At 51.6% G+C, this 21376-nt stretch carries 22 protein-coding genes, 2 tRNA genes and 1 rRNA gene; 16 read left to right on the forward strand and 9 right to left on the reverse strand.

What is annotated here, in order from left to right; translation table 11 throughout:
• Positions 1–298: 298 nt before the first annotated feature.
• Both rrf and DW47_RS0113605 read left to right on the forward strand, forming a co-directional pair.
• Positions 299–414 (forward strand): 5S ribosomal RNA (gene rrf / locus DW47_RS0113600).
• Positions 415–510: 96 nt separating this feature from the next.
• Positions 511–587: transfer RNA gene (locus DW47_RS0113605), tRNA-Asp, on the forward strand.
• Positions 588–919: 332 nt separating this feature from the next.
• On the opposite strand, the gene DW47_RS0113610 is transcribed toward DW47_RS0113605, so the two are convergent.
• The 6 genes from DW47_RS0113610 to yafC form a co-directional block, all read right to left on the reverse strand.
• Positions 920–2407 (reverse strand): sugar porter family MFS transporter, encoded by a 1488-nt coding sequence (locus tag DW47_RS0113610; protein ID WP_029686970.1) that lies wholly within the window; start codon positions 2405–2407, stop codon positions 920–922.
• 342 nt (positions 2408–2749) lie between these two features.
• A complete protein-coding gene (gene tauD / locus DW47_RS0113615) occupies positions 2750–3592 on the reverse strand; it encodes a taurine dioxygenase (RefSeq protein WP_029686971.1) in 843 nt (280 codons plus the stop codon).
• Positions 3585–4424, reverse strand: coding sequence for an ABC transporter permease subunit (locus DW47_RS0113620; protein ID WP_051150971.1), 840 nt, complete (start codon positions 4422–4424; stop codon positions 3585–3587). The genes tauD and DW47_RS0113620 overlap by 8 nt, the downstream gene beginning before the upstream one ends.
• Positions 4417–5196, reverse strand: coding sequence for a taurine ABC transporter ATP-binding protein (locus DW47_RS0113625; protein WP_029686973.1), 780 nt, complete (start codon positions 5194–5196; stop codon positions 4417–4419). The genes DW47_RS0113620 and DW47_RS0113625 overlap by 8 nt, the downstream gene beginning before the upstream one ends.
• Positions 5197–5205: 9 nt before the next feature.
• Positions 5206–6192: a taurine ABC transporter substrate-binding protein gene (gene tauA, locus DW47_RS0113630; RefSeq protein ID WP_206537851.1), complete on the reverse strand. Its 987-nt coding sequence runs from the start codon at positions 6190–6192 to the stop codon at positions 5206–5208.
• A gap of 132 nt (positions 6193–6324) precedes the next feature.
• A complete protein-coding gene (yafC, locus tag DW47_RS0113635; RefSeq protein ID WP_029686976.1) occupies positions 6325–7230 on the reverse strand; it encodes a DNA-binding transcriptional regulator YafC in 906 nt (301 codons plus the stop codon).
• Between the two features lie 174 nt (positions 7231–7404).
• Here yafC and DW47_RS0113640 point away from each other — a divergent pair, with 174 nt between their 5' ends.
• A complete protein-coding gene (locus tag DW47_RS0113640) occupies positions 7405–8190 on the forward strand; it encodes an endonuclease/exonuclease/phosphatase family protein (protein ID WP_029686977.1) in 786 nt (261 codons plus the stop codon).
• A gap of 55 nt (positions 8191–8245) precedes the next feature.
• On the opposite strand, the gene mltD is transcribed toward DW47_RS0113640, so the two are convergent.
• A complete protein-coding gene (gene mltD, locus DW47_RS0113645; protein ID WP_029686978.1) occupies positions 8246–9631 on the reverse strand; it encodes a murein transglycosylase D in 1386 nt (461 codons plus the stop codon).
• A 76-nt stretch (positions 9632–9707) separates the two neighbouring features.
• Positions 9708–10478: a hydroxyacylglutathione hydrolase gene (gene gloB, locus DW47_RS0113650; protein WP_029686979.1), complete on the reverse strand. Its 771-nt coding sequence runs from the start codon at positions 10476–10478 to the stop codon at positions 9708–9710.
• Positions 10479–10518: 40 nt separating this feature from the next.
• Between gloB and DW47_RS0113655 the strand changes: the two genes are divergently transcribed.
• Positions 10519–11256 (forward strand): methyltransferase domain-containing protein, encoded by a 738-nt coding sequence (locus DW47_RS0113655; protein ID WP_029686980.1) that lies wholly within the window; start codon positions 10519–10521, stop codon positions 11254–11256.
• Here DW47_RS0113655 and rnhA read toward each other — a convergent pair.
• On the reverse strand, positions 11238–11804 hold the full coding sequence (gene rnhA, locus DW47_RS0113660; RefSeq protein WP_161606714.1) for a ribonuclease HI: 567 nt from the start codon (positions 11802–11804) through the stop codon (positions 11238–11240). The two genes, DW47_RS0113655 and rnhA, sit on opposite strands and share 19 nt — an antisense overlap.
• On the opposite strand from rnhA, the gene dnaQ reads away from it, so the two are divergent.
• The 12 genes from dnaQ (at position 11758) to DW47_RS0113725 (ending at position 21131) form a co-directional block, all read left to right on the forward strand.
• Positions 11758–12489, forward strand: coding sequence for a DNA polymerase III subunit epsilon (gene dnaQ, locus DW47_RS0113665; protein ID WP_029686982.1), 732 nt, complete (start codon positions 11758–11760; stop codon positions 12487–12489). The genes rnhA and dnaQ overlap by 47 nt on opposite strands.
• Positions 12490–12620: 131 nt before the next feature.
• A tRNA-Asp gene (locus DW47_RS0113670) sits at positions 12621–12697 on the forward strand.
• A gap of 722 nt (positions 12698–13419) precedes the next feature.
• Entirely contained in the window at positions 13420–13932 is a 513-nt protein-coding gene (tli1, locus tag DW47_RS0113680; RefSeq protein ID WP_029686984.1) for a T6SS immunity phospholipase A1-binding lipoprotein Tli1-KP, read from the forward strand.
• Positions 13933–13996: 64 nt separating this feature from the next.
• Positions 13997–14527 (forward strand): Tli1a family immunity protein, encoded by a 531-nt coding sequence (locus DW47_RS0113685; protein WP_029686985.1) that lies wholly within the window; start codon positions 13997–13999, stop codon positions 14525–14527.
• 64 nt (positions 14528–14591) lie between these two features.
• Positions 14592–15122, forward strand: a complete 531-nt coding sequence (locus tag DW47_RS0113690; protein WP_029686987.1) for a Tli1a family immunity protein — start codon at positions 14592–14594, stop codon at positions 15120–15122.
• 68 nt (positions 15123–15190) lie between these two features.
• On the forward strand, positions 15191–15721 hold the full coding sequence (tli1, locus tag DW47_RS0113695) for a T6SS immunity phospholipase A1-binding lipoprotein Tli1-KP (protein ID WP_029686988.1): 531 nt from the start codon (positions 15191–15193) through the stop codon (positions 15719–15721).
• 65 nt (positions 15722–15786) lie between these two features.
• Positions 15787–16317, forward strand: coding sequence for a T6SS immunity phospholipase A1-binding lipoprotein Tli1-KP (gene tli1, locus DW47_RS0113700; protein ID WP_029686989.1), 531 nt, complete (start codon positions 15787–15789; stop codon positions 16315–16317).
• Positions 16318–16385: 68 nt separating this feature from the next.
• Complete coding sequence (locus DW47_RS0113705; protein WP_029686990.1) at positions 16386–16916, forward strand: Tli1a family immunity protein; 531 nt, start codon at positions 16386–16388, stop codon at positions 16914–16916.
• Positions 16917–16980: 64 nt separating this feature from the next.
• A complete protein-coding gene (locus DW47_RS0113710) occupies positions 16981–17505 on the forward strand; it encodes a Tli1a family immunity protein (protein ID WP_029686991.1) in 525 nt (174 codons plus the stop codon).
• The gene (locus tag DW47_RS0113715) at positions 17493–18101 is read left to right on the forward strand and encodes a Tli1a family immunity protein (protein ID WP_084689076.1); all 609 of its coding nucleotides are present in this window, start codon (positions 17493–17495) and stop codon (positions 18099–18101) included. Before DW47_RS0113710 ends, DW47_RS0113715 begins: the two co-directional genes overlap by 13 nt.
• 64 nt (positions 18102–18165) lie before the next feature.
• Entirely contained in the window at positions 18166–18696 is a 531-nt protein-coding gene (locus DW47_RS0113720) for a Tli1a family immunity protein (RefSeq protein ID WP_029686995.1), read from the forward strand.
• Entirely contained in the window at positions 18684–21131 is a 2448-nt protein-coding gene (locus tag DW47_RS0113725; RefSeq protein WP_029686996.1) for a T6SS phospholipase effector Tle1-like catalytic domain-containing protein, read from the forward strand. The genes DW47_RS0113720 and DW47_RS0113725 overlap by 13 nt, the downstream gene beginning before the upstream one ends.
• Positions 21132–21376 lie beyond the last annotated feature (245 nt).

The following is a 21376-nucleotide window of genomic DNA, read 5'->3' on the forward strand; positions in this document are numbered from 1 at the left end:
GCCGGATGTGTAAGTGCAGCGATGCATTGAGCTAACCGGTACTAATGACCCGTGAGGCTTAACCTTACAACGCCAGAGGCGTTTTGCGAGAGACGCAAGAATTTTCAGCGAGTTCCAGAATTGTTAATACAAAGAATTACGTTGTGGCCTGCGGACTAGAGTCCGAAGGATTTTGTGCTGAGACAAGGCGGCGACCAAGTGATGAGAAGGAGCATACATCGGTATGTGACTGAACAGCGCGAGGGAAGCTAACGCGGTATCAGTGCAAAAGACACAGGACACAGCGAAAAAGAATTTGCCTGGCGGCAAGAGCGCGGTGGTCCCACCTGACCCCATGCCGAACTCAGAAGTGAAACGCCGTAGCGCCGATGGTAGTGTGGGGTCTCCCCATGCGAGAGTAGGGAACTGCCAGGCATCCAATTAAGACCCTAGGGTCGTGACTTTCACCGTGACACGTGAAAGGTGATATACCTGAATTCAGACGTTTTCTGAAATCAGTACAGAATCGGTGGAGCGGTAGTTCAGTTGGTTAGAATACCTGCCTGTCACGCAGGGGGTCGCGGGTTCGAGTCCCGTCCGTTCCGCCACTTAAATAAGTGCATATCCTTGATATGCTGAAAGAACCGCACAGTAATGTGCGGTTTTTTTTCGTCTGAATAAAGGTTACTGGTTAGTCTGCAAGCATGGGCCAGTGATGATGAAAGCCTCGCTCTCCCCTGAACTCACCATTGCGCTCAGTAAATGATTCCGCGTAGTGGCGTCGCGGTATGTCCGGCTCTACTGGCAAGAGTTATGACGAGTTCTCTGACAACGTGGTTTATCTGAGCACTATACAGGATTTGAATGTTCTATTGCTATGACTGACGGTGTCGTGGTGGGCTGGGAGAGACCTTCGGCCAAGACGACCGAAGGTAGAGAGTTAAGACTGTTTATGCGCTGCTTTCTGCTTTTTCGGGTAGAAATTGCCTTCTTTTAACGACATTTCGATTTCTTCCAACGAACGTCCTTTGGTTTCCGGTACCATAAAATAGATAAACAGGAAGCCCAGCAGGTTTAACAGTGCGTAGAACAGCATCGCTCCGCCAATACCCAGTAGATTGACCAGTGACAGTGCTGTCGCAGTTAGGATCAGATTTGACCCCCACAACATGGCAGCATGAAGACTGGTGGCTTTTTCACGGATACCCATTGGATAGACTTCAGAGCCGACCAGCCAGCCAATAACCTGGATCCCGCCGGAGTTAAACACCATAAAAGCAAACAGGCAGATCACCACCAGCCAGCCGTACTGACCACCGTGACTGTCGAGGATAAAGACTGTCCCCAGTAACACCAAACTGATAATCGCACCTGGCATCATCCACAGCGTCAAGGTACGGCGGCCAATACGGTCAACCAGTAACTTACCGGTAATGGTCAGGACCAAATAGATCACTGCGACCCCTAGCGCGGAGTGCAAGGCTGCGTCGCGGCTAAAGCCGGCATCAGTCAAAAAAGTAGGGGTGTAGTAGATCATCATTTCAATGCCTGACAGCTGGGTAAAGGCCGCAACACCTAGCCCGGCAATCAGTGCAGGACGTAGCCATGGTTGCTTAAGATCTTTCCAACTGGCAACCGATTTACGCTCTACTTTGTCATGCACTTTCTGGATATTACGCAATTCATGGCGTACTTCACGATCCGTTTCCCGCACCATGTTCAGGGCAACACGGGCTTCTTTGATGCGCTTTTGTCCGACCAGCCAGCGTGGGCTTTCTGGCAATGGCAGCATGCCGAACAACAAGATCAGCGCGGGGATTGCGGCGACCATAAACATGATGCGCCAAGTCCACAGGTCCTGCAAAAAGGCACCGACTAGTCCGGCAGTCAGAATACCGGTACCGATAGAGATATTAAAAAAGGTGACCAGACGACCGCGTTTATCCGGTGGGGCCAGTTCGGCAATATACACTGGGACAATCTGCGAGGCGCCTCCTACGGCGAAGCCGAGCACAATACGAGCGATCCCTAATTGAAGGGCTGAGCCGGATAAGCCGGAACCCATTACGCCAACAGCAAAAATGGCGGCGACTGTCATTACGGTATATCGGCGGCCGATGACCCCAGATAACTTACCACATGTTAATGCACCGATGACTGCCCCAACCAGTATCGCACTTGTGACCAGCTCTTGAGCATGGCTGCTGAGGGAGAAATCGTGGGTGATTTGCAATAAGGCGCCGGAGATAATGCCGGTATCATAGCCATATAAAAATCCGGCAATAGCCGCTATACCTGATGCGGTAAGCAAAAAGGCATCGGCACTGAGAAAGCTGGCAAGCGCATTGTCAGGGGGAGTGGGCGTCGTTTCAGAGCCAGTCGTGGGTTCTGCTGAGGGGGTCTGCTTATGAGGATCTAAGTCTGTCATAGTTACCCTTTATAGTGTTGATTATTGGGAAAGAGTGGTGTCCTTGCGAAAAGTAAATAAAAGCCGAATTATGGCTAAGCAGGTTCAGATAACAGATGGATAACGCACCTCCTTTACGTGTGAAGAAAATATAGCTACCTATTTAATCTATAGCAGTGAATCGCGATTCTGTCTTATTTTTATGACCGACATCACATTTAAACAGATAAATTCAGGGATTGATGCTGTCAGCAAAGCCATCTTTAACATAATGTTGGGGGGAGGTAAGAGGTGTATAGGGAGAGTTTTGGTGCCGGTCGTGTGAGTCCCCCTTACCCGCATTAGGGAGAAGGGGGAGCTGAGTCAGGCTTTCGGTCCGCTAGGGCGATCACCGATAATGGTTGCTCTATGCATTATACGGCGCTGTGGTCGATAATCATCGCAGGCATAATGCTGAGTAATACGGTTGTCCCAGATGGCGACATCATATTGTTGCCAGTGCCAACGTACGCAAAACTCAGGCTTAGTACTGCGTGTAAAGAGAAAATCTAGCAAGGCACGGCTTTCATCCTCTTCCAGTTCGACAATTTTTCGAGTGAAACCGGCTGAAACGAATAATCCTTTCTCCCCAGTTTCCGGATGAACCCGTACCACCGGATGGATAACCGGGGGATTCAGTTCTTTGGCGCGGGCAAAGCGTGCCGCATCCTCTGCTGTGGTGGCGAAGCGACTGACCGGAAATGAGAGGCTGATATCGTGTTCAGCATGCAGACCGTCAATCAGTGTTTTTAGCGGCGCGGATAACGACTGATAAGCGGCACTGCAACTGGCCCACAGGGTATCTCCGCCATACTCCGGCACCTGACGGGCGCTGAGTACTGAGGCCAGTGGTGGAGTTTGTGAAAAGGTGACATCAGTGTGCCAGAGTGCGTTATCCCGTAAATCGTTAAGATCCGTATCCAACACCATAATTTCTGGATGATCCGCTGATGCCGGATAAATAGGGTGGATATGTAGCTCTCCGAAACTACGGGCCAGTTGCGCTTGGCGTGCCGGAGTCAGCGGTTGATTACGAAAAAAAATCACCTGATGCTGCCGTAACAGTTCCCGGATCTGTTCTGTCTGTTCAGGACTGAGTGGCTGAGTTAAATCGACTCCCGATATTTCAGCGCCTAGGGCACTGGCAAGACGTCTCACTTCAGGCATTGTGTAGACTCCAACTGACGAAATGTTTCTGTAATTGGCGCAGACCAAATTCGATAATTAGGGCGATCCCCGCGATCAAGATGATCCCTGCGACGACGATCTCTGTGGACAGGTATTGTGCGGCAGATTCCACCATAAAACCTAACCCTCGGTTAGCGGCAATTAACTCTGCAGCCACCAGTGTTGACCAGCCGACACCCAGAGCAATTCTCAGTCCGGTCAAGAGATCAGGCAATATGGCGGGCAGGATCACCATACGGATCACCTGCCAGTAGCTGGCCCCCAGACAACGTACGACCTGAATACGGTTCTGGTCGACACGACGCACTGCTTTAGATGCGGAGATCACCAGCGGGGCGAATATGGCGAGGTAAATCAACAAAATTTTAGAAACTTCGCCAATTCCGAACCAAATAACAATCAATGGTAGGTAGGCAAGGGGGGGGACCGGCCGATAAAAATCGATCAACGGATCGACGACGGCTTTGGCAACACGGTTTAGTCCCATAATAATGCCAAGTGGGATCGCGGTGATCAGTGCAAAGACCAACGCGGTGAGGATACGCAACAGGCTGGCTTCAATATGCTGGCCGAGAGTCATATCCAGGTAGCCCTGGTGCCAGAGGCTATCAAAGGCTTTCAATAACTGTGGTAGGGTGGGAAAGAATAATGGATTAATCCAGCCGGCATAAGGTGCGACCACCCATAGCAGGCCGATGACCCCAACCGTACACCAAGAGATTAGCGTCGGATGTTCGGTAATACGAAAGGGTTTCTGCGGCTGGCGGGGTTTACCGGCTGAGTTTACCTGTTCGATCGCGCGGTTAGTCATGATCTTCCTCCAGTAGCAGATCGAGGATCTGCTGACGCTGCTGCGCAAATTCGGGATCAGCTTTCAGGGTTCTGACACTCTCTCCCTGGCGGAAACGTTGAGAAAATTGCGGGCTATATTGTCCCGTTACCTGTAGCGGAGGCCCTTTTAGCACATACAGTGAGCTGGCCAGTAATAAGCCTTCATCGACGCTGTGTGTGATTAACAGCACGCCCACCCCGGTCTCTTTCCAGATACGTAACAGTAACTGCTGCATTTTTTCCCGGGTCAGCGCATCCAATGCGCCAAAAGGCTCATCCAGCAATATGAAGTCAGGCTGAACCGCCAGACCCCGAGCGAGTCCCAGTCGTTGGCGTTGACCCCCAGAAAGCTGATGGACAGGCCGTAGTGCATGTTCCCCCAGCCCGACCAGATCCAGATAATGCTGTGCTTTGCTGCGCCGAAGTTGTTTACCGAGACCCCGGATACGCAATCCCAAAGCGACATTATCGATAGCATTCAACCATGGCATCAGCGCATCATCTTGGAAAACTACGGCCCGCTGTTTGGACGGCTTGGTCAGTAACTGCTGATCGAGGGTGATTTCTCCGTGATCGGGTGCTTTAAAACCCGCAATGATGTTTAAAATCGTTGATTTTCCGCACCCGGATGAGCCAAGTAACACGGTTATTTTTCCCTGTTCCAGGTGCAGAGAAAAATCCTCAACCACCGGCAGACGCTGAGCTCCGCGGCTATAGGCAAGGCTAATATGATTAGCGGATAAAACACTCATAGCCTGTCCTTAAGGTGCAGAGGAGGGAATAAAGCGGCTGCTAACATAGGGACTGTAGTCTGTCAGGACGCTGGGAATACGCTTTTGCTGGAAGAGAAACGCCGCGGTGTCTGCAGTGGCTTTCGCGGTTCCGCCCCCTAGAAATTCAGGACTGACCTGAGCCTGAGCATTAGGATAACGGTTACCGGCGATAAGCCCTGCGACATCAGCAGGTGTGACGCCGGTTAATTTTGCGGTTTCAGTGGCATAAGTACTGTCTTGTGCCCATTTTTCAGGGTGCTGACGGTATTCATCGAAGCTGCCCAAGGTCACCGCAGCAAACTTTTTCAGAACTTCTGGATGCTTTTCCGCAAAATCTTTGCGGGCAACCCAAACCTCGAAGGTTGGATGTCCCCACTGACCGACTTGAGCGGCATCGGTCAGCACGGTGCCGGATTTCTTAATTTCACTTAGGGCAGGTGACCAGACAAAAGCCCCGTCAATGTCGCCACGTCGCCAAGCTGCGGCAATTTCCAGTGGTTGTAAGTTAACGATATTGACCTCTTTCTCCGGAATGCCCCAATGTTTCAGCGCACCCAATAAGCTGAAATGTGAGGTAGAGACAAACGGCGTCGCCAGTGTTTTACCTTTCAGATCGGCGTAGCTTTTAATGCCGCTACCGTTACGTACCACCAGAGCTTCTGAAGATTGGATCTGATCGGCCACCAAGAATGCGACTAAGGGTGCGCCCCGGGAGGCTGCGGCGGCAAAGGGACTCGAACCGAGATCACCTATCTGGATCGCCCCTGACACCAGTGCCGCGACGACCCCAGGACCACTGTCAAAGCGGCGCCAATCCAGAGGCTGGCCAATCTCTTTCTGATAAGTGCCGTTGGCTTGCGGGACTTTGGATGGATCGACACCGGTCTGATAACCGATCGTAATTGTTTCAGCCTGTGCTGAAAGGGATAACACTAAGGCACTGAGTGCCAATACGATTTTTCCACTATGCTGCATCGCCATTCTCCCGAATAAAAAACTGATGCTAAGGGGGAAGATGGCGACTGAGAAATAACCAATCTGACATTGATAGACATTATTGATATAACAAAATGATATTAATATATCAGTAGCTTATGTGAAAAATAGCTAAGTGAGATGGGGCGGTGTTTTCGCCAGCTTTTGGCTGATAAAGTCAATAAATGCTCGGATGCGATGACTGACGACATTATCGCTGTAATAGACTGCGTTAACTGGGATACCTACCGGGATCACTTTTTCAGTCAGTAGGTTAACCAGTCGACCAGCGGCAATATCTTCATCCACCATAAAATCTGACAGGCTGGCGATACCGTTACCCTGCAGGCAGAGTTGTTTTAACGTTTCTCCGCTATTGGCGCTCAGGGTAGGGGTGATAGATAACAACTCTCCGTCGTCCCCCTGCAGTGGCCATTGGTTGAGTGTGGCCGGTTCACTGAAACCGAGGCAATGATGTCGGGCCAGTGCAGCGACAGTCTCTGGGGTGCCGTAACGGCTCACATACTCTGGGGAAGCTACCTGTCGACGATAACTGGTCAGCAGCAGCCGAGCACGTAGCGTGGAGTCACTGAGCGTGCCGGCGTGTATCGCGATATCGACTTTACGATCAATAAGATTGATAAAGGTTTCAGAAGAACAGAGTGATAGCGTGATCTGTGGATAGCAATCGCGGAACGGTCGGATCAACGGCGTCAGCAAATGCAGCATCACCGGGGTGGCAGCATCTATTTTAAGCAGCCCTGAAGGGGCATTACGGCTATTTAATAATTGCTCTTCGGCGGCATTCATCTGCTGCAGGATAGCTCGAGCCTGTTGATAATAGCCTTCGCCTTCCGGGGTAAGACGGAACTGCCGGGTGGTACGATCCATCAGACTGATAGCGAATTTATTTTCCAGCCTTTTGACACCGCGACTGACTGCCGAGGTGGCCATATTTAGGCGGTCGGCGGCAAGACTGAAACTGCCGCTTTCTACCACCGTCACGAAAATCAGTAATTCTTCTGATGTGGCTTTCAACGATCAATCCTTTTCGTGCAATAAAAACAGAGGTCGGGCTATTTAAACATGCGGATCTGCAAGCGTATATTGTAAAAAGAAGGAAAGAAAGGAACTGTCAGGGATCCTGCTGTCTTAGGATTGATAAGAGTACTATCATAAAGACTGTTTATTTCTGGGAGTATCAGAAGCCAGGTGCGTAAAAAAACTTATGCCATGCGATACCGTGCGGGTCAGCCTGTAGAGCGAATCTTTGCTCCGGACCTGCTGTTACCTGCCAGCCATGTCCTGCCAGGCGGTATTGAGTTACCGGACTATCAGACACTGAAGGTGCTGGTCTGGAATATCTTCAAACAACAACGGGATGATTGGCAATCTGTATTGCGCGGGTTTGGACGAGACAGTCATCTGGTGTTACTGCAAGAGGCGCAGACCACGCCGGAACTGGTCAGTTTTGCTACCCGCCACTATCTGTCTGCCGACCAAGTGCCCGCTTTTGTGCTGCCTCAGCATCCCTCGGGTGTAATGACTCTGGCGGCGACCCGCGCCATCTATTGTTGCCCATTGCGGGAAAAAGAGCCGTTACTGCGATTGGCAAAATCAGCGTTGGTCACGGTTTACCCTATGCCGGACGGTCAGTTTCTGATGGCCGTCAATATCCATGCGGTCAATTTTAGTTTGGGGATTGATGTATACCGTAAACAGTTGGACGTCGTCGGCGAGCAGATCAGGCACCATAAAGGACCGGTGCTAATGGCGGGGGATTTCAATGCTTGGAGCCGACAGCGGATGCATGTGATGTATCAGTTTATGCGCCAGCTCAAACTTCGAGAGGTGATCTTTCCTCAGGATCACCGGCGTAAAGCATTCGGTAAGCCGTTGGACTTTATCTTTTACCGAGACTTGTGTGTCGAGAAGGCTACCGTGCTGGAGACAACTGCTTCAGATCATAATCCGTTGCTGGCGGAATTTTCGTTTTGACCCCAATAAAAAAACGGGCTGATCCTCATCAGCCCGTTTTTATCCGGAGAAACTGTTAGCTGTTATTCACAAACAGCGTCAGTTTGTCTCCAGGACGGATATCACGCTCATCCGTTAACAGTGCGTTCCAGCGCCTGACATCCCTGATGTTGACACCATGCCGTGCGGCAATGCTGGAAAGAGAATCACCCTTGCGAACCTGGTAGGTGATACTGTTTCCATTATCGGCCAGCTGACTTACTGTCGCCTCACCGGTACTCAACTTCAGAACCTGTCCCGCTTTGAGACCCGCACCGCGTAAGTCGTTAAACGAGCGTAGCGCTGCCACGCTGATACCGGTTTTAGCCGCTACCCCAGAGAGGGTATCCCCGGAGCGGACTTTATAACTGCGGGACAGCGTCCCTGTGTTATCCGCCATCAGCTCAGGCTGGATCGCCTGAATATCCGTTGACGCCAGCGAACGTTTTAGCTGTGCAACATGGGCCACTGGCACCATTATATACTGAGGTCCTTGGATCCCTTTTGGTGCTGTTGCTCCACGCTTATAGCCGGCATTGAAGCTTTTTAGGCTAGAGACCGAAATCCCCGCCATCTCTGCGGCCTGCGTCAGTTTGATCTGCTGGCCAACTTCAACCCGTGCTAAAGCACGGCTTTCGTCAGGTGTCGGTAATCGAACGCCATAACGGGTGTTGTTTTTCAAGATCTGACTCAGTGCCAGCATCTTAGGGATGTAGACAGCGGTTTCTTTCGGTAGAGAAAGATCCCAGAAATCTGTCGGTTTCCCTCGCGCCTTATTGCGTTTAATCGCTTTCAGGACCGTCCCTTCACCGCTGTTGTAGGCGGCAACGGTTAACAGCCAGTCACCGTTAAACATGCGGTTTAGGCGCTGCAACATATTCAGGGCTACCCGGGTAGAGGCCACTACATCACGTCGCCCGTCATACCACTGGTTTTGTTTCAGCCCGTAGTTTTTACCCGTACTGCCGACAATCTGCCAGATACCTGCGGCATTGGCCGCCGAGGTCGCGTGCGGGTTAAAAGCGCTCTCCACTATGGGTAGCAGTACCAGTTCCATCGGCATTTTACGTTTCTGTATTTCACCGACTATCCAGTACATGTACGGTTCTGCCCGTAATGTTACATCGTGGAGATAGCTCTTATTACTTAGGTACTTATTTCGTTGTTCACGGATTCTCGCATTGTCCGGAATCCCCATCTTCAACTCGTCGCTAATGGTCGCCCAGAGATTAGTGTCTTCTGCGAGGCCGGTTCCATCATCCTGCCATCGCGGCGACAACAATCGGTCTCCGTAGCGTCCATTTTGTCCCTGACCAGCTGAAGACAGACTCTGTGCATGCTGAACCGGTACGTCTGCATCTTTCCCTGACGCCTGACATCCCACCAGCAAGACTGAGGCGAATAGGATCGCTTTAGCCTTCATGTATGTGTCATCATTGGTAGTAGATTAAAAGACGAGCAATGATACGTTACCGTGCCGGACAACACAATAAAAAATGTTAAAAGCTGTCCTTCTTACTGCGCAATGCTGCAAACACTTGCCAGGATCCTGGTAATTTCGTATCAGCCAATATATTTCTTTGTAAATCAGTGTCATGTGTTTTTAAAAAAACATTTATCTGTCGCTCAGTCGCCAGTGTTGAGGGCAATGTCATTTCATTTTTATCACGTAACTGCTTAATTTTATGATAGTAACTCTGTATCTGAGGGTTTTCTGGTAACACTGCTAAGGCAAACTGCATATTGGATAATGTATATTCGTGGGCACAGCATATCAGAGTGTCACCGGGCAGTTGGTTAAGCTTGTGAAAAGATTCGTCCATTTGTGTAGCCGTGCCTTCAAAAAGCCGTCCGCAGCCACCCGAAAATAACGTATCACCACAAAAAAGATAAGGTTTACTGTAGTAAGAGACATGGCCGAGGGTGTGACCCGGTGTAGCAATGACCTGAAACTCAGTATCCAAAATTGTGATGCTGTCCCCATTTTTGACCTGATGGGTGGTGCCTTTATTCAGGGTTTCCTGTGGCCCGTAAACGCTCATTTCTGGCCAGCGATCACGCAGTGCTGGCACGCCGCCTACATGGTCGCTGTGATGATGGGTGAGTAATATTGCCACCGGATGCCAGCCATTTGCTGTTATAGTTTCGATGACCGGTTGTGAATCGCCCGGGTCGACAATGATGCAGTCTCGGTGCTCATTGTTCAGCATCCAGATGTAGTTGTCCTGCAGCGCCGGTATGCTGGTAAGAACCCATGAAGTTAGATTCATAAACGCCTCTCGTGATCCTGACTGTTATGTGATGGTAAAAATGAAGCCTGCAAAAACACCTTATAGTCTGACGGCTCCACAACGCTGGGATGAAATGCCTTGGGGAGAGTATTTTAACCAATCTCTGAATCAGCATCTGCAACCTTATCTTAGTAAACTTTACGGTAGCCATTTACTGAAAATGGGGCAGTTAAGTGCCGCCGTGGAGACAGACAGTTGTCCGATCAGTCACCAGTTTACCCTGCAGCCCGGGCAGGCGGGAGGGGAGGTGGCCGGTGAAGCGACCCGTTTACCTTTCCTCAGTAAATCCATTGATGCGTGTCTGTTGGTACACGCCTTGGCCTGGGAGCAGGACCCCCATCAGGTGCTGCGTGAGGCCGACCGGGTACTGATTGATGACGGCTGGATGATCCTGACCGGCTTTAATCCCTACAGTCTCCTCGGCACAGGAAAGCTGCTGCCGGGAGTCCGCCGCCGCTCTCCGTGGAACAGTAAAATGTTTAGCCAAGGTCGGTTATTGGACTGGCTGAGTGTGTTGAATTACGAAATTATCTGCCGCAAGGGCTGTCAGGTGGTGCCTTGGCGGAAGCAGGGCGGGCAGTTTCTCAGCGCTCACCTGCCTGCTTTAGGCTGTATTAATATTCTGGTCGCCAGAAAGCGTACCTATCCACTGACGCTGAATAAAAATAGCCTGCCAGCGGGCAGGGCGAGGATACGCACCGCCGTGAATGTGAGCCGGCAGTGCTCAGAGGCTAAACCTCAGGACCCTGAAGGGTAACCGGTATCTTCTCCGGTGGGGGCGCCGGCTGCCTGACGAGCCAGCTCATCGCAGCGCTCATTTTCAGGGTGACCGGCATGGCCTTTTACCCACTGCCAATCTACTTTATGCGACTGTAAGGCTTGATCTAAGCGTTGCCAGAGGTCGACATTTTTGACCGGTTTTTTATCGGCGGTTTTCCAGCCTCGTTTTTTCCAGTTAAAAATCCACTGGGTGATACCCTGTCGCACGTACTGACTGTCGGTGCTCAGTGTGATATCACAAGGTTGTTTCAGTGCTTCCAGAGCAACAATGGCGGCCATTAATTCCATACGGTTATTGGTGGTGAGCCGGTATCCGGCACTGAACTCTTTTTCATGCTGGCCATAGCGTAAAATTGCACCGTAACCGCCCGGTCCCGGATTACCGAGACAAGAACCGTCGGTGAAAATTTCTACCTGTTTGCGCATCTCTGGTAGACTTCCTGTAGTTAAAAATCCAAGTCTGACATAAATGGGCCCTATGAGCACAGTAAAAAACCGCCAGATCGTTCTTGATACAGAAACCACCGGTATGAACATGGTTGGGGTGCACTATGAAGGTCACCGCATCATCGAGATCGGGGCCGTTGAAGTGATCAACCGGCGGCTGACCGGCAATAATTTCCACGTTTACTTGAAGCCAGACCGGCTGGTGGACCCGGAAGCGTTTGGCGTTCACGGTATCTCCGATGAATTTCTGATGGATAAGCCGGACTTCGCTCAGGTCGCGGATGAGTTTCTTGAGTATATCCGCGGTGCAGAATTGGTGATCCATAACGCGTCCTTTGATATCGGCTTTATGGATTATGAGTTTTCTAAGCTAAACCGGGGCATTGAGAAAACCGAAACCTTCTGTGAGATCACCGACAGCCTGTTAATGGCGAGGAAGATGTTTCCTGGCAAACGTAACAGCCTTGATGCGTTGTGCTCTCGATACGATATCGACAATACCAAGCGAACGCTGCACGGCGCATTACTGGATGCCGAGATCCTCTCCGATGTCTTCCTAGCCATGACTGGGGGGCAGACGACCTTAACCTTTGCCAGCGATAGCGATCAGTCTCAGCAGAACGAGGGGGCCGTGATTCATCGTGAAGTCCGAACCGCCGGTGGATTACGGGTGGTACGCGCCAGCGGCGAAGAGGTTGCAGCCCATGAAGCACGGCTTGATCTGGTGATGAAAAAGGGCGGTAGCTGTTTATGGCGTGTATAAGCGGCTGGATTTGCTGAATAAACGGTCTTTAAGCCTAAAAAAACGTCAAACGAATGTTTTTTGCGGAAAAAGCATTGACGGCATCGGGGAAGGTTATTAATATTCGCCTCGTTCCCGACGGGGAATGAAGCGGAGCGGTAGTTCAGTTGGTTAGAATACCTGCCTGTCACGCAGGGGGTCGCGGGTTCGAGTCCCGTCCGTTCCGCCACTATTTAGAGAAGCCGGTTCAGAAATGAACCGGCTTTTTGCGTTTAAGGCCGAGGTCATTGATGACTTCGGCCTTTTGCATTTTTATCCTTACCCCACAATGTTATCCCCCTCAGTGTTTACCCTGATTTCGCCAGCCCACGCCTAAAATGGGTTGGGAGGCGACTCTCTTTACCGGTTAATTAACATCGGTTGGTCCTTCTGTCTCCATTGCTCTGCCAACTCTCTTAAGAGCACGTGGTCATTCCTTTCATTAGCGCACTGATCGTAAGCGCCAGTCGTTATCACCGACCGCTGCGGGTCGCATTTCTCCAATTCTCAGTGGGTATATCGTTTCCCACCTATTTTATGGCGGATTGGTTACTGCAAGTGACTTTGCTAGTGAAAAAAATCTTAATTGGGTGCCTTTGTTCGACTCAATGACGGTAACTGTGATCGGTTTCGGGTCTTTATGCGGGGGTTGTGTGTAGAGTGCTTCAAGGTGCAAGGAATGCACAGTCACAACGCGAAGGATAATGCGATGACGGTAAATGCTCGACATGACGAGTCTAAGACACCGATAACCCCGCAGATCGATCTGCTTATTGGCAATGCCCTCCGTAAACTCAATAGCCTTATAACCTACCTGGCGTCGGCGATTTCAGCCAACGTCACGTGTTTGCACGTCCCACCCAACGTTACCCCCACCCTTTATGAATGTTCTTTTCTTACAAGGACAGTCAGATGAAATATTTACTGTTAAGCCCGCTGCTTACGTGTGTTTTGTTATTAACCGGCTGCTTTCAGCCTGCGGCTGGTGGAACCATTAAAGCTATCAACCACACCAAATGGGCGATTAACTATTTCAGCGTGGATAACCAGTCGGGCATCGACATTATTGGTCCGTTCCAGGGAGGTGGCGGCGGTTGCTGCTATAGCGTGCCCGCCCGCTGGACGCCGGGTATGACAGTACGCATTGACTGGGAAACTGGGGTAGGGGATACAGAAGGTTCTCCTGGTTTGGGCAATGATGAAAAATATCTCGCCTGGGCTAAAAAAATGAAAGCCCAGAATCGTCAGCACAGCAAAACCGTTCCAGTTCCTGACTATAACGGCCAGGATGTCTGCGGTATCACCGTGCACTTTTTGCCCTGCGATGACGTGAAGGTAACAACCAGTTGTTGGTCACCGAGAAATGCTAATTACCCGATAAAAGAGCCCATCAGGATGAAGGAGCCTCAAGTATGTCCCAAATAACGGAAGTCAATTTAGCCTGCCGATGCCACTCTCTCTTTCGCCCCGCCTCGGTAAGGAAAGTCAGATGAAATATTTATTGTTAAGCCCGCTGCTGGCGTGTGTTCTGTTGTTAACCGGCTGCTCGCAGCCTGCGGCTCAGGCCGGAGGCGGTGGCGGTGGAACCATTGACGCCATCAACCATACCAAGTGGGCGATTAATTATTTCAGTGTGGATAACCAGTCAGGCATCGACATTATTGGTCCGTTCCAGGGCGGCGGCGGTGGCTGCTGCTACAGCGCGCCCGCCCGCTGGACACCGGGTATGACGGTACGTATTGACTGGGAAACTGGGGTTGGTGGCTCTAAAGGTTTTCCTGGATTCGCTGATAGAGCTAAATACAAAGCTTGGAAGAAAAAAGCTGACGAACAAAAACGTCAGCACAGCAAAACCGTTCCAGTTCCTGACTATAACGGCCAGGATGTCTGCGGTATCACCGTGCACTTTTTGCCCTGCGATGACGTGAAGGTAACAACCAGCTGTTACACCTACGGAAGCCCGTCCTACCCGATAAAAGAGCCCATCAGGATGAAGGAGCCCAAAGTATGCCCGAAATAACGGAAATCGATTTAGCCTGCCACCGCCGTTTTCTCTTTCGCCCCGCCTCTGTAAGGGAAACCAGATGAAATATTTATTGTTAAGCCCGCTGCTGGCGTGTGTTCTGGTGTTGACCGGCTGCTCGCAGCCTGCAGCTCAGGCCGGAGGCGGTGGCGGTGGAACCATTGACGCCATCAACCATACCAAGTGGGCGATTAATTATTTCAGTGTGGATAACCAGTCGGGCATCGACATTATTGGTCCGTTCCAAGGCGGCGGCGGTGGCTGCTGCTATAGCGTGCCCGCCCGCTGGACGCCGGGTATGACGGTACGTATTGACTGGGAAAGAGGGGAGGCATCGACTAAAGGCTTTCCAGGATTTACTGATTCAAAAAAATATAGGGAGTGGAGGGACAAAATGAAAAAAAACGATAGGCAGATCAGCAAGATCGTCCCAGTACCTGATTATAACGGTGAGGATGTCTGCGGTATCACCGTACACTTTTTGCCCTGCGATGACGTAAAGGTAACAACCAGTTGCTTCACCTACGGTAGCCCGTCCTACCCGATAAAAGAGCCCATCAGGATGAAGGAGCCTCAGGTATGTCCCAAATAACGGAAACCGATTTAGCCTGGGTGCCGCCGCCACTCTCTCTTTCGCCCCGCCTCGGTAAGGAAAGTCAGATGAAATATTTATTGTTAAGCCCGCTGCTGGCGTGTGTGCTGTTATTGACCGGATGCTCGCAGCCTGCGGCTCAGGCCGGAGGCGGTGGCGGTGGAACCATTGACGCCATCAACCATACCAAATGGGCGATTAACCATTTCAGCGTGGATAACCAGTCGGGCATCGACATTATTGGTCCTTTCCAAGGCGGCGGCGGTGGTTGCTGCTACAGCGTGCCCGCCCGCTGGACGCTGGGTATGACAGTACGCATTGACTGGGAAACTGGGGTAGGGGATACAGAAGGTTCTCCTGGTTTGGGCAATGATGAAAAATATCTCGCCTGGGCTAAAAAAATGAAAGCCCAGAATCGTCAGCACAGCAAAACCGTTCCAGTTCCTGACTATAACGGCCAGGATGTCTGCGGTATCACCGTGCACTTTTTGCCCTGCGATGACGTGAAGGTAACAACCAGCTGTTACACCTACGGAAGCCCGTCCTACCCGATAAAAGAGCCCATCAGGATGAAGGAGCCCAAAGTATGCCCCAAATAACGGAAACCGATTTAGCCTGCCGATGTCACTCTCTCTTTCACCCCGCCTTCTGTAAGAGATGTCAGATGAAATATTTACTGTTAAGTCCGCTGCTAGCATGGCTTCTGCTATTAACCGGCTGCTCGCAGCCTGCAGCTCAGGCCGGAGGTGGAGGCGGTGGAACCATTAAAGCCATCAACCATACCAAATGGGCGATTAACCATTTCAGCGTGGATAACCAGTCGGGTATCGACATTATTGGTCCGTTCCAGGGCGGCGGTGGTGGCTGCTGCTACAGCGTGCCCGCCCGCTGGACACCGGGTATGACGGTACGTATTGACTGGGAGAGTGGGGAGGCATCGACTGAAGGTTTCCCAGGATTTGCTGATTATGAAAAATATAAAGCTTGGGAGAAAAAAATGAGTGCTCAGAATCGTCAGCACAGCAAAACCGTCCCGGTTCCTGACTATAACGGCCAGGATGTTTGCGGTATCACCGTACACTTTTTGCCCTGCGATGACGTTAAGGTAACAACCAGTTGTTGGTCACCGAGAAATGCTAATTACCCGATAAAAGAGCCTATCAGGATGAATGAGCCCAAAGTATGTCCGAAGTAACGGAAACCGATTTAGCCTGGGTGCCGCCGCCACTCTCTCTTTCGCCCCGCCTCGGTAAGGAAAGTCAGATGAAATATTTATTGTTAAGCCCGCTGCTGGCGTGTGTTCTGGTGTTGACCGGCTGCTCGCAGCCTGCAGCTCAGGCCGGAGGCGGTGGCGGTGGAACCATTGACGCCATCAACCATACCAAGTGGGCGATTAACCATTTCAGCGTGGATAACCAGTCGGGCATCGACATTATTGGTCCGTTCCAGGGCGGCGGCGGGGGCTGCTGCTATAGCGTGCCCGCCCGCTGGACGCCGGGTATGACGGTGCGTATTGACTGGGAGAGTGGGCAAGGTTCATCAGCTGGTTTCCCAGGATTTGCTGATGAGGAGAAGTATCTTGCTTGGAAAAAAAACATAGATGCCCAAAAACGTCAGCACAGCAAAGTCGTCCCAGTTCCTGACTATAACGGTCAGGATGTCTGCGGTATCACCGTACACTTTTTGCCCTGCGATGATATCAAGGTAACAACCAGTTGCTACACCTATGGTAGTCCGTCGTACCCGATAAAAGAGCCCATCAGGATGAAGGAGCCTCAAGTATGTCCCAAATAACGGAAGTCAATTTAGCCTGCCGATGCCACTCTCTCTTTCGCCCCGCCTCGGTAAGGAAAGTCAGATGAAATATTTATTGTTAAGCCCGCTGCTGGCGTGTGTTCTGGTGTTGACCGGCTGCTCGCAGCCTGCAGCTCAGGCCGGAGGCGGTGGAACCATTGACGCCATCAACCATACCAAATGGGCGATTAACCATTTCAGCGTGGATAACCAGTCGGGCATCGACATTATTGGTCCGTTCCAGGGCGGCGGTGGGGGCTGCTGCTACAGCGTGCCCGCCCGCTGGACGCCGGGTATGACGGTACGTATTGACTGGGAAAGTGGGGAGGCATCGACTGAAGGTTTCCCAGGATTTACTGATTACGAAAAATATAAGGCTTGGGAGAAAAAGATGAGTGCTCAGAATCGTCAGCACAGTATGATCGTCCCAGTTCCCGACTATAACGGCCAGGATGTCTGCGGTATCACCGTACACTTTTTGCCCTGCGATGACGTAAAGGTAACAACCAGTTGCTTCACCTACGGTAGCCCGTCCTACCCGATAAAAGAGCCCATCAGGATGAAGGAGCCTCAAGTATGTCCCAAATAACGGAAACCGATTTAGCCTGCCGCTACCACTCTCTCTTTCACCCCACCTTCTGCAAGGGAAGTCAGAGGAAATATTTATTGTTAAGCCCGCTGCTGGCGTGTGTTCTGGTGTTGACCGGCTGCTCGCAGCCTGCAGCTCAGGCCGGAGGTGGAGGCGGTGGAACCATTAAAGCCATCAACCATACCAAATGGGCGATTAACCATTTCAGCGTGGATAACCAGTCGGGTATCGACATTATTGGTCCGTTCCAGGGCGGCGGCGGGGGCTGCTGCTACAGCGCGCCCGCCCGCTGGACGCCTGGTATGACGGTACGTATTGACTGGGAAAGTGGGCAAGGTTCATCAGCTGGTTTCCCAGGATTTGCTGATGAGGAGAAGTATCTTGCTTGGAAAAAAAACATAGATGCCCAAAAACGTCAGCACAGCAAAATCGTCCCAGTTCCTGATTATAACGGCGAGGATGTCTGCGGTATCACCGTACACTTTTTGCCCTGCGATGACATAAAGGTGACGACCAGTTGTTGGTCACCGAGAAATGCTAATTACCCGATAAAAGAGCCCATCAGGATGAAGGAGCCTCAGGTATGTCCCAAATAACGGAAACCGATTTAGCCTGCCGCTACCACTCTCTCTTTCGCCCCGCCTCGGTAAGGAAAGTCAGATGAAATATTTATTGTTAAGCCCGCTGCTGGCGTGTGTGCTGTTATTGACCGGATGCTCGCAGCCTGCGGCTCAGGCCGGAGGCGGTGGCGGTGGAACCATTGACGCCATCAACCATACCAAATGGGCGATTAACCATTTCAGCGTGGATAACCAGTCGGGCATCGACATTATTGGTCCTTTCCAGGGCGGCGGCGGTGGCTGCTGCTACAGCGCGCCCGCCCGCTGGACACCGGGTATGACGGTACGTATTGACTGGGAAACTGGGGTTGGTGGCTCTAAAGGTTTTCCTGGATTCGCTGATAGAGCTAAATACAAAGCTTGGAAGAAAAAAGCTGACGAACAAAAACGTCAGCACAGCATGATCGTCCCAGTTCCCGACTATAACGGCGAGGATGTCTGCGGTATCACCGTACACTTTTTGCCCTGCGATGACATAAAGGTGACGACCAGTTGTTGGTCACCGAGAAATGCCAACTACCCGATAAAAGAGCCCATCAGGATGAAGGAGCCCAAAGTATGTCCGAAGTAACGGAAACCGATTTAGTCTGGGTGCCGCCTCCGTTTCCAGAGCAGGGACGTCTGCCAACCCAGGCAATTCAGGTCGGGCAGAGCTATTATCAGCAGAACAGTGCCGAGCATCTCTACCACCAGGAGCTTTGTCTGGTGGCCGGACGACGCGTGGAGCCGCCGTGTTGTAAGACGCTGCATATCAGTCTGTTTTTCGACGGTACGGGCAATAACCTCAACAATGACCTGTTGCTGTCTGACCCCAAGCGTCCAACCAATATCGCGCGGTTGTTTCGTGCCACTATCGGAACCGGTACGGCGGGTGGAGTACCCTCTAGCGAGCAGGAAACACTGTTAGATGGTGCTGAAGACGGTAATGGGAAATATTTTAAGTTTTACATGCCCGGTGTGGGCACTCCATTCCCGGAAGTGAACGACCCGGACTATTCAACCATGGGTCTGGTGGCCGCAACTAAGGGGGAAGAGCGTATTAACTGGGCGCTGCTGCGCATTATTGATGTACTGAAATTTTCAGCTACTGAAAAATGGTTAACCACCTCAGAAAGCCGACAGTCCCTCAGCAATATGGGTACCAACTGGAACCGACTCTGGTTGAGCGGCAGCCACAACCGTTACGAAGAGTTCAGCCGTTTACTGAATGAATTAGCTCCACAATTGAAACCCCTGCTTACGCAGCCGGAACCGGGTAAGCCTAAAGTATTAGGCATCAAATTGTACGTTTACGGGTTTTCTCGTGGGGCTGCCGCTGCGCGTACGTTTATACGCTGGTTGACCGAACTGTTTCCCCCACCAAAGGCTGAGGGCGAAACACCGCCGCAGTGTCTGCAGATTGGCGGGATGCAGTTGCCTATCAGTGTGGAGTTTCTCGGGTTGTTAGATACCGTGGCCTCTGTTGGGATAGCGCACGTGGTACCTATTGCTGACGGTCATATGTCCTGGGCTGACGGTACCATGGAGCTGCCGGGCGATAAAACCTATGGCGGACTGATCAAAAAATGTGTGCATCTGGTGTCCGGACATGAACAGCGGCTCTCCTTTCCGCTGGACTCAGTTCGCCGGGGAGACGGCACATACCCACCCTATGTCACCGAGGTGGTTTACCCGGGGATGCACTCGGATCTGGGGGGCGGTTATCCACTAGGGGATCAGGGAAAAGCTAATGGTATTGATGACCGTCGGCTGCTATCACAGATAACGTTAAATGAGATTTACGCTGCTGCTTTCCAGATTGGAGCGCCACTGAAGGTACCTATTGACTCACTTTCTCAAGATCTTAAAAAAGATGCATGGCGCGCTATACCCCCTGACCTTATCGAGCAGTTCGGAATCCATAAAATACTTGTCAAACGCTTCAACGCCTGGCGCGAGCTTACCCTAAATCTGACCACACCAAAAAAAATTCCTCCTGAAGAGGCGTCCCAATACCAGCCCGCTCGCGCCAGCGGTAGTCTGGAGACCGTCGTTGACAACCAGATCGCATGGATCACCGCCTGGCGTATCGATCGCTATGCCAGAGGTTCGATGCTAAAAACGCAATTCTATCAGGATGCCAACAATACCGAAGCGCTGCCTGCCGCACGCAAGGCGGCACAACAAGCCCGGGACGAGAAGCAGAAACAGGTCCTCAAAATACGTCAGGATCAGAGAGTAAAGCAGCCTGCCGACAAGATGGATGAGCTGGTGCTCTATCCGGGCGTCAAAGATTTCGACCCGGCTATGGCGAAGACCCAGTTGTTTGAAGCGGCGGAGGAGTTTGGTAAGGATTACCACGACGGCTACCGTATTCCGGATAATCTGGCGCAGGTGGTGCTGGATACTGTGATGCAGCCGATGATCTTCGTTCTCAATACCGATGATGAACCCAAGGAATATCGGCAAATAAAGTCTGACGGAGACGCCCGGGTAGCCGTCCTTTTTCCTGCCGCCGGTGAGGCCAGTAATGCGGAACAGCCCTCCGGTCTGGTTAGGGAATTATTCGATGACCAGGTGCACGACTCGCGAGCCTGGTTTATGTACGCAACGTTGGGCACCCGCGAAATGTGGGGTGGCTACTTCCGCTACCGGATGATGTATTTCAGCGACAAATGTAATAAGTCCCTGTCACCGCTGGTGATCGCCGGGGATCTGGTGGGGGTTGTCACCCTGACCACGGGGGTTGTACTGAGTTTCAAACAAAAGACCCTGACCGGAACGCTGGCGGGACTGGCCGCGACAGGTGCTGTTCGATCGTTGCAGGTTGAGGTACTGGATAAGATCACCCGGGAACCCTTGCCGGAATTACCGGGTGGGGAACAGCTTCGGGCATTTACCCAACAGCCGGGAGTGGTGGTTGCGCAGCAAAAAGCGCTGATGGCAGAACAACAGCTGGCACGGGCAAAGGCTGCAATCTCGGTCAGCTGGCTTGAGGATGTCTTGACGAAAACTGGACAAAACTGAGTAAGGAGAACCGATAAGTAAAGTCATCCGTTAAGGACACCGCCTACGGGAATAAGGTGGCAAAGTGTTAGCCGGTCACTGCCCGGGTTTTGGTTAGGGATTTGCCTGTAAGAGAGAGCCAGTTCGCTGTCACCAACAGGGTATAACGGCCATCGCGGAAGGGAGCACATTGATCCCAGTTGATAGACAACAACCATATTACGTCAATCAAATGGCGGATTAGCAGAGTTTCCACCGGGCGGGTG

This window comes from Tatumella saanichensis (genome assembly GCF_000439375.1).
GTDB lineage: Bacteria > Pseudomonadota > Gammaproteobacteria > Enterobacterales > Enterobacteriaceae > Tatumella > Tatumella saanichensis.

Bases quoted from the DNA above. Each gene is read 5' to 3' on its own strand.
- DW47_RS0113610 (WP_029686970.1), bottom strand. From the start codon at position 2,407: ATGACAGACTTAGATCCTCATAAGCAGACCCCCTCAGCAGAACCCACG.
- tauD (WP_029686971.1), bottom strand. From the start codon at position 3,592: ATGCCTGAAGTGAGACGTCTTGCCAGTGCCCTAGGCGCTGAAATATCG.
- DW47_RS0113620 (WP_051150971.1), bottom strand. From the start codon at position 4,424: ATGACTAACCGCGCGATCGAACAGGTAAACTCAGCCGGTAAACCCCGC.
- DW47_RS0113625 (WP_029686973.1), bottom strand. From the start codon at position 5,196: ATGAGTGTTTTATCCGCTAATCATATTAGCCTTGCCTATAGCCGCGGA.
- tauA (WP_206537851.1), bottom strand. From the start codon at position 6,192: ATGCAGCATAGTGGAAAAATCGTATTGGCACTCAGTGCCTTAGTGTTA.
- mltD (WP_029686978.1), bottom strand. From the start codon at position 9,631: ATGAAGGCTAAAGCGATCCTATTCGCCTCAGTCTTGCTGGTGGGATGT.
- gloB (WP_029686979.1), bottom strand. From the start codon at position 10,478: ATGAATCTAACTTCATGGGTTCTTACCAGCATACCGGCGCTGCAGGAC.
- DW47_RS0113655 (WP_029686980.1), top strand. From the start codon at position 10,519: ATGAAGCCTGCAAAAACACCTTATAGTCTGACGGCTCCACAACGCTGG.
- dnaQ (WP_029686982.1), top strand. From the start codon at position 11,758: ATGAGCACAGTAAAAAACCGCCAGATCGTTCTTGATACAGAAACCACC.
- tli1 (WP_029686984.1), top strand. From the start codon at position 13,420: ATGAAATATTTACTGTTAAGCCCGCTGCTTACGTGTGTTTTGTTATTA.
- DW47_RS0113685 (WP_029686985.1), top strand. From the start codon at position 13,997: ATGAAATATTTATTGTTAAGCCCGCTGCTGGCGTGTGTTCTGTTGTTA.
- DW47_RS0113690 (WP_029686987.1), top strand. From the start codon at position 14,592: ATGAAATATTTATTGTTAAGCCCGCTGCTGGCGTGTGTTCTGGTGTTG.
- tli1 (WP_029686988.1), top strand. From the start codon at position 15,191: ATGAAATATTTATTGTTAAGCCCGCTGCTGGCGTGTGTGCTGTTATTG.
- tli1 (WP_029686989.1), top strand. From the start codon at position 15,787: ATGAAATATTTACTGTTAAGTCCGCTGCTAGCATGGCTTCTGCTATTA.
- DW47_RS0113705 (WP_029686990.1), top strand. From the start codon at position 16,386: ATGAAATATTTATTGTTAAGCCCGCTGCTGGCGTGTGTTCTGGTGTTG.
- DW47_RS0113710 (WP_029686991.1), top strand. From the start codon at position 16,981: ATGAAATATTTATTGTTAAGCCCGCTGCTGGCGTGTGTTCTGGTGTTG.
- DW47_RS0113715 (WP_084689076.1), top strand. From the start codon at position 17,493: ATGTCCCAAATAACGGAAACCGATTTAGCCTGCCGCTACCACTCTCTC.
- DW47_RS0113720 (WP_029686995.1), top strand. From the start codon at position 18,166: ATGAAATATTTATTGTTAAGCCCGCTGCTGGCGTGTGTGCTGTTATTG.
- DW47_RS0113725 (WP_029686996.1), top strand. From the start codon at position 18,684: ATGTCCGAAGTAACGGAAACCGATTTAGTCTGGGTGCCGCCTCCGTTT.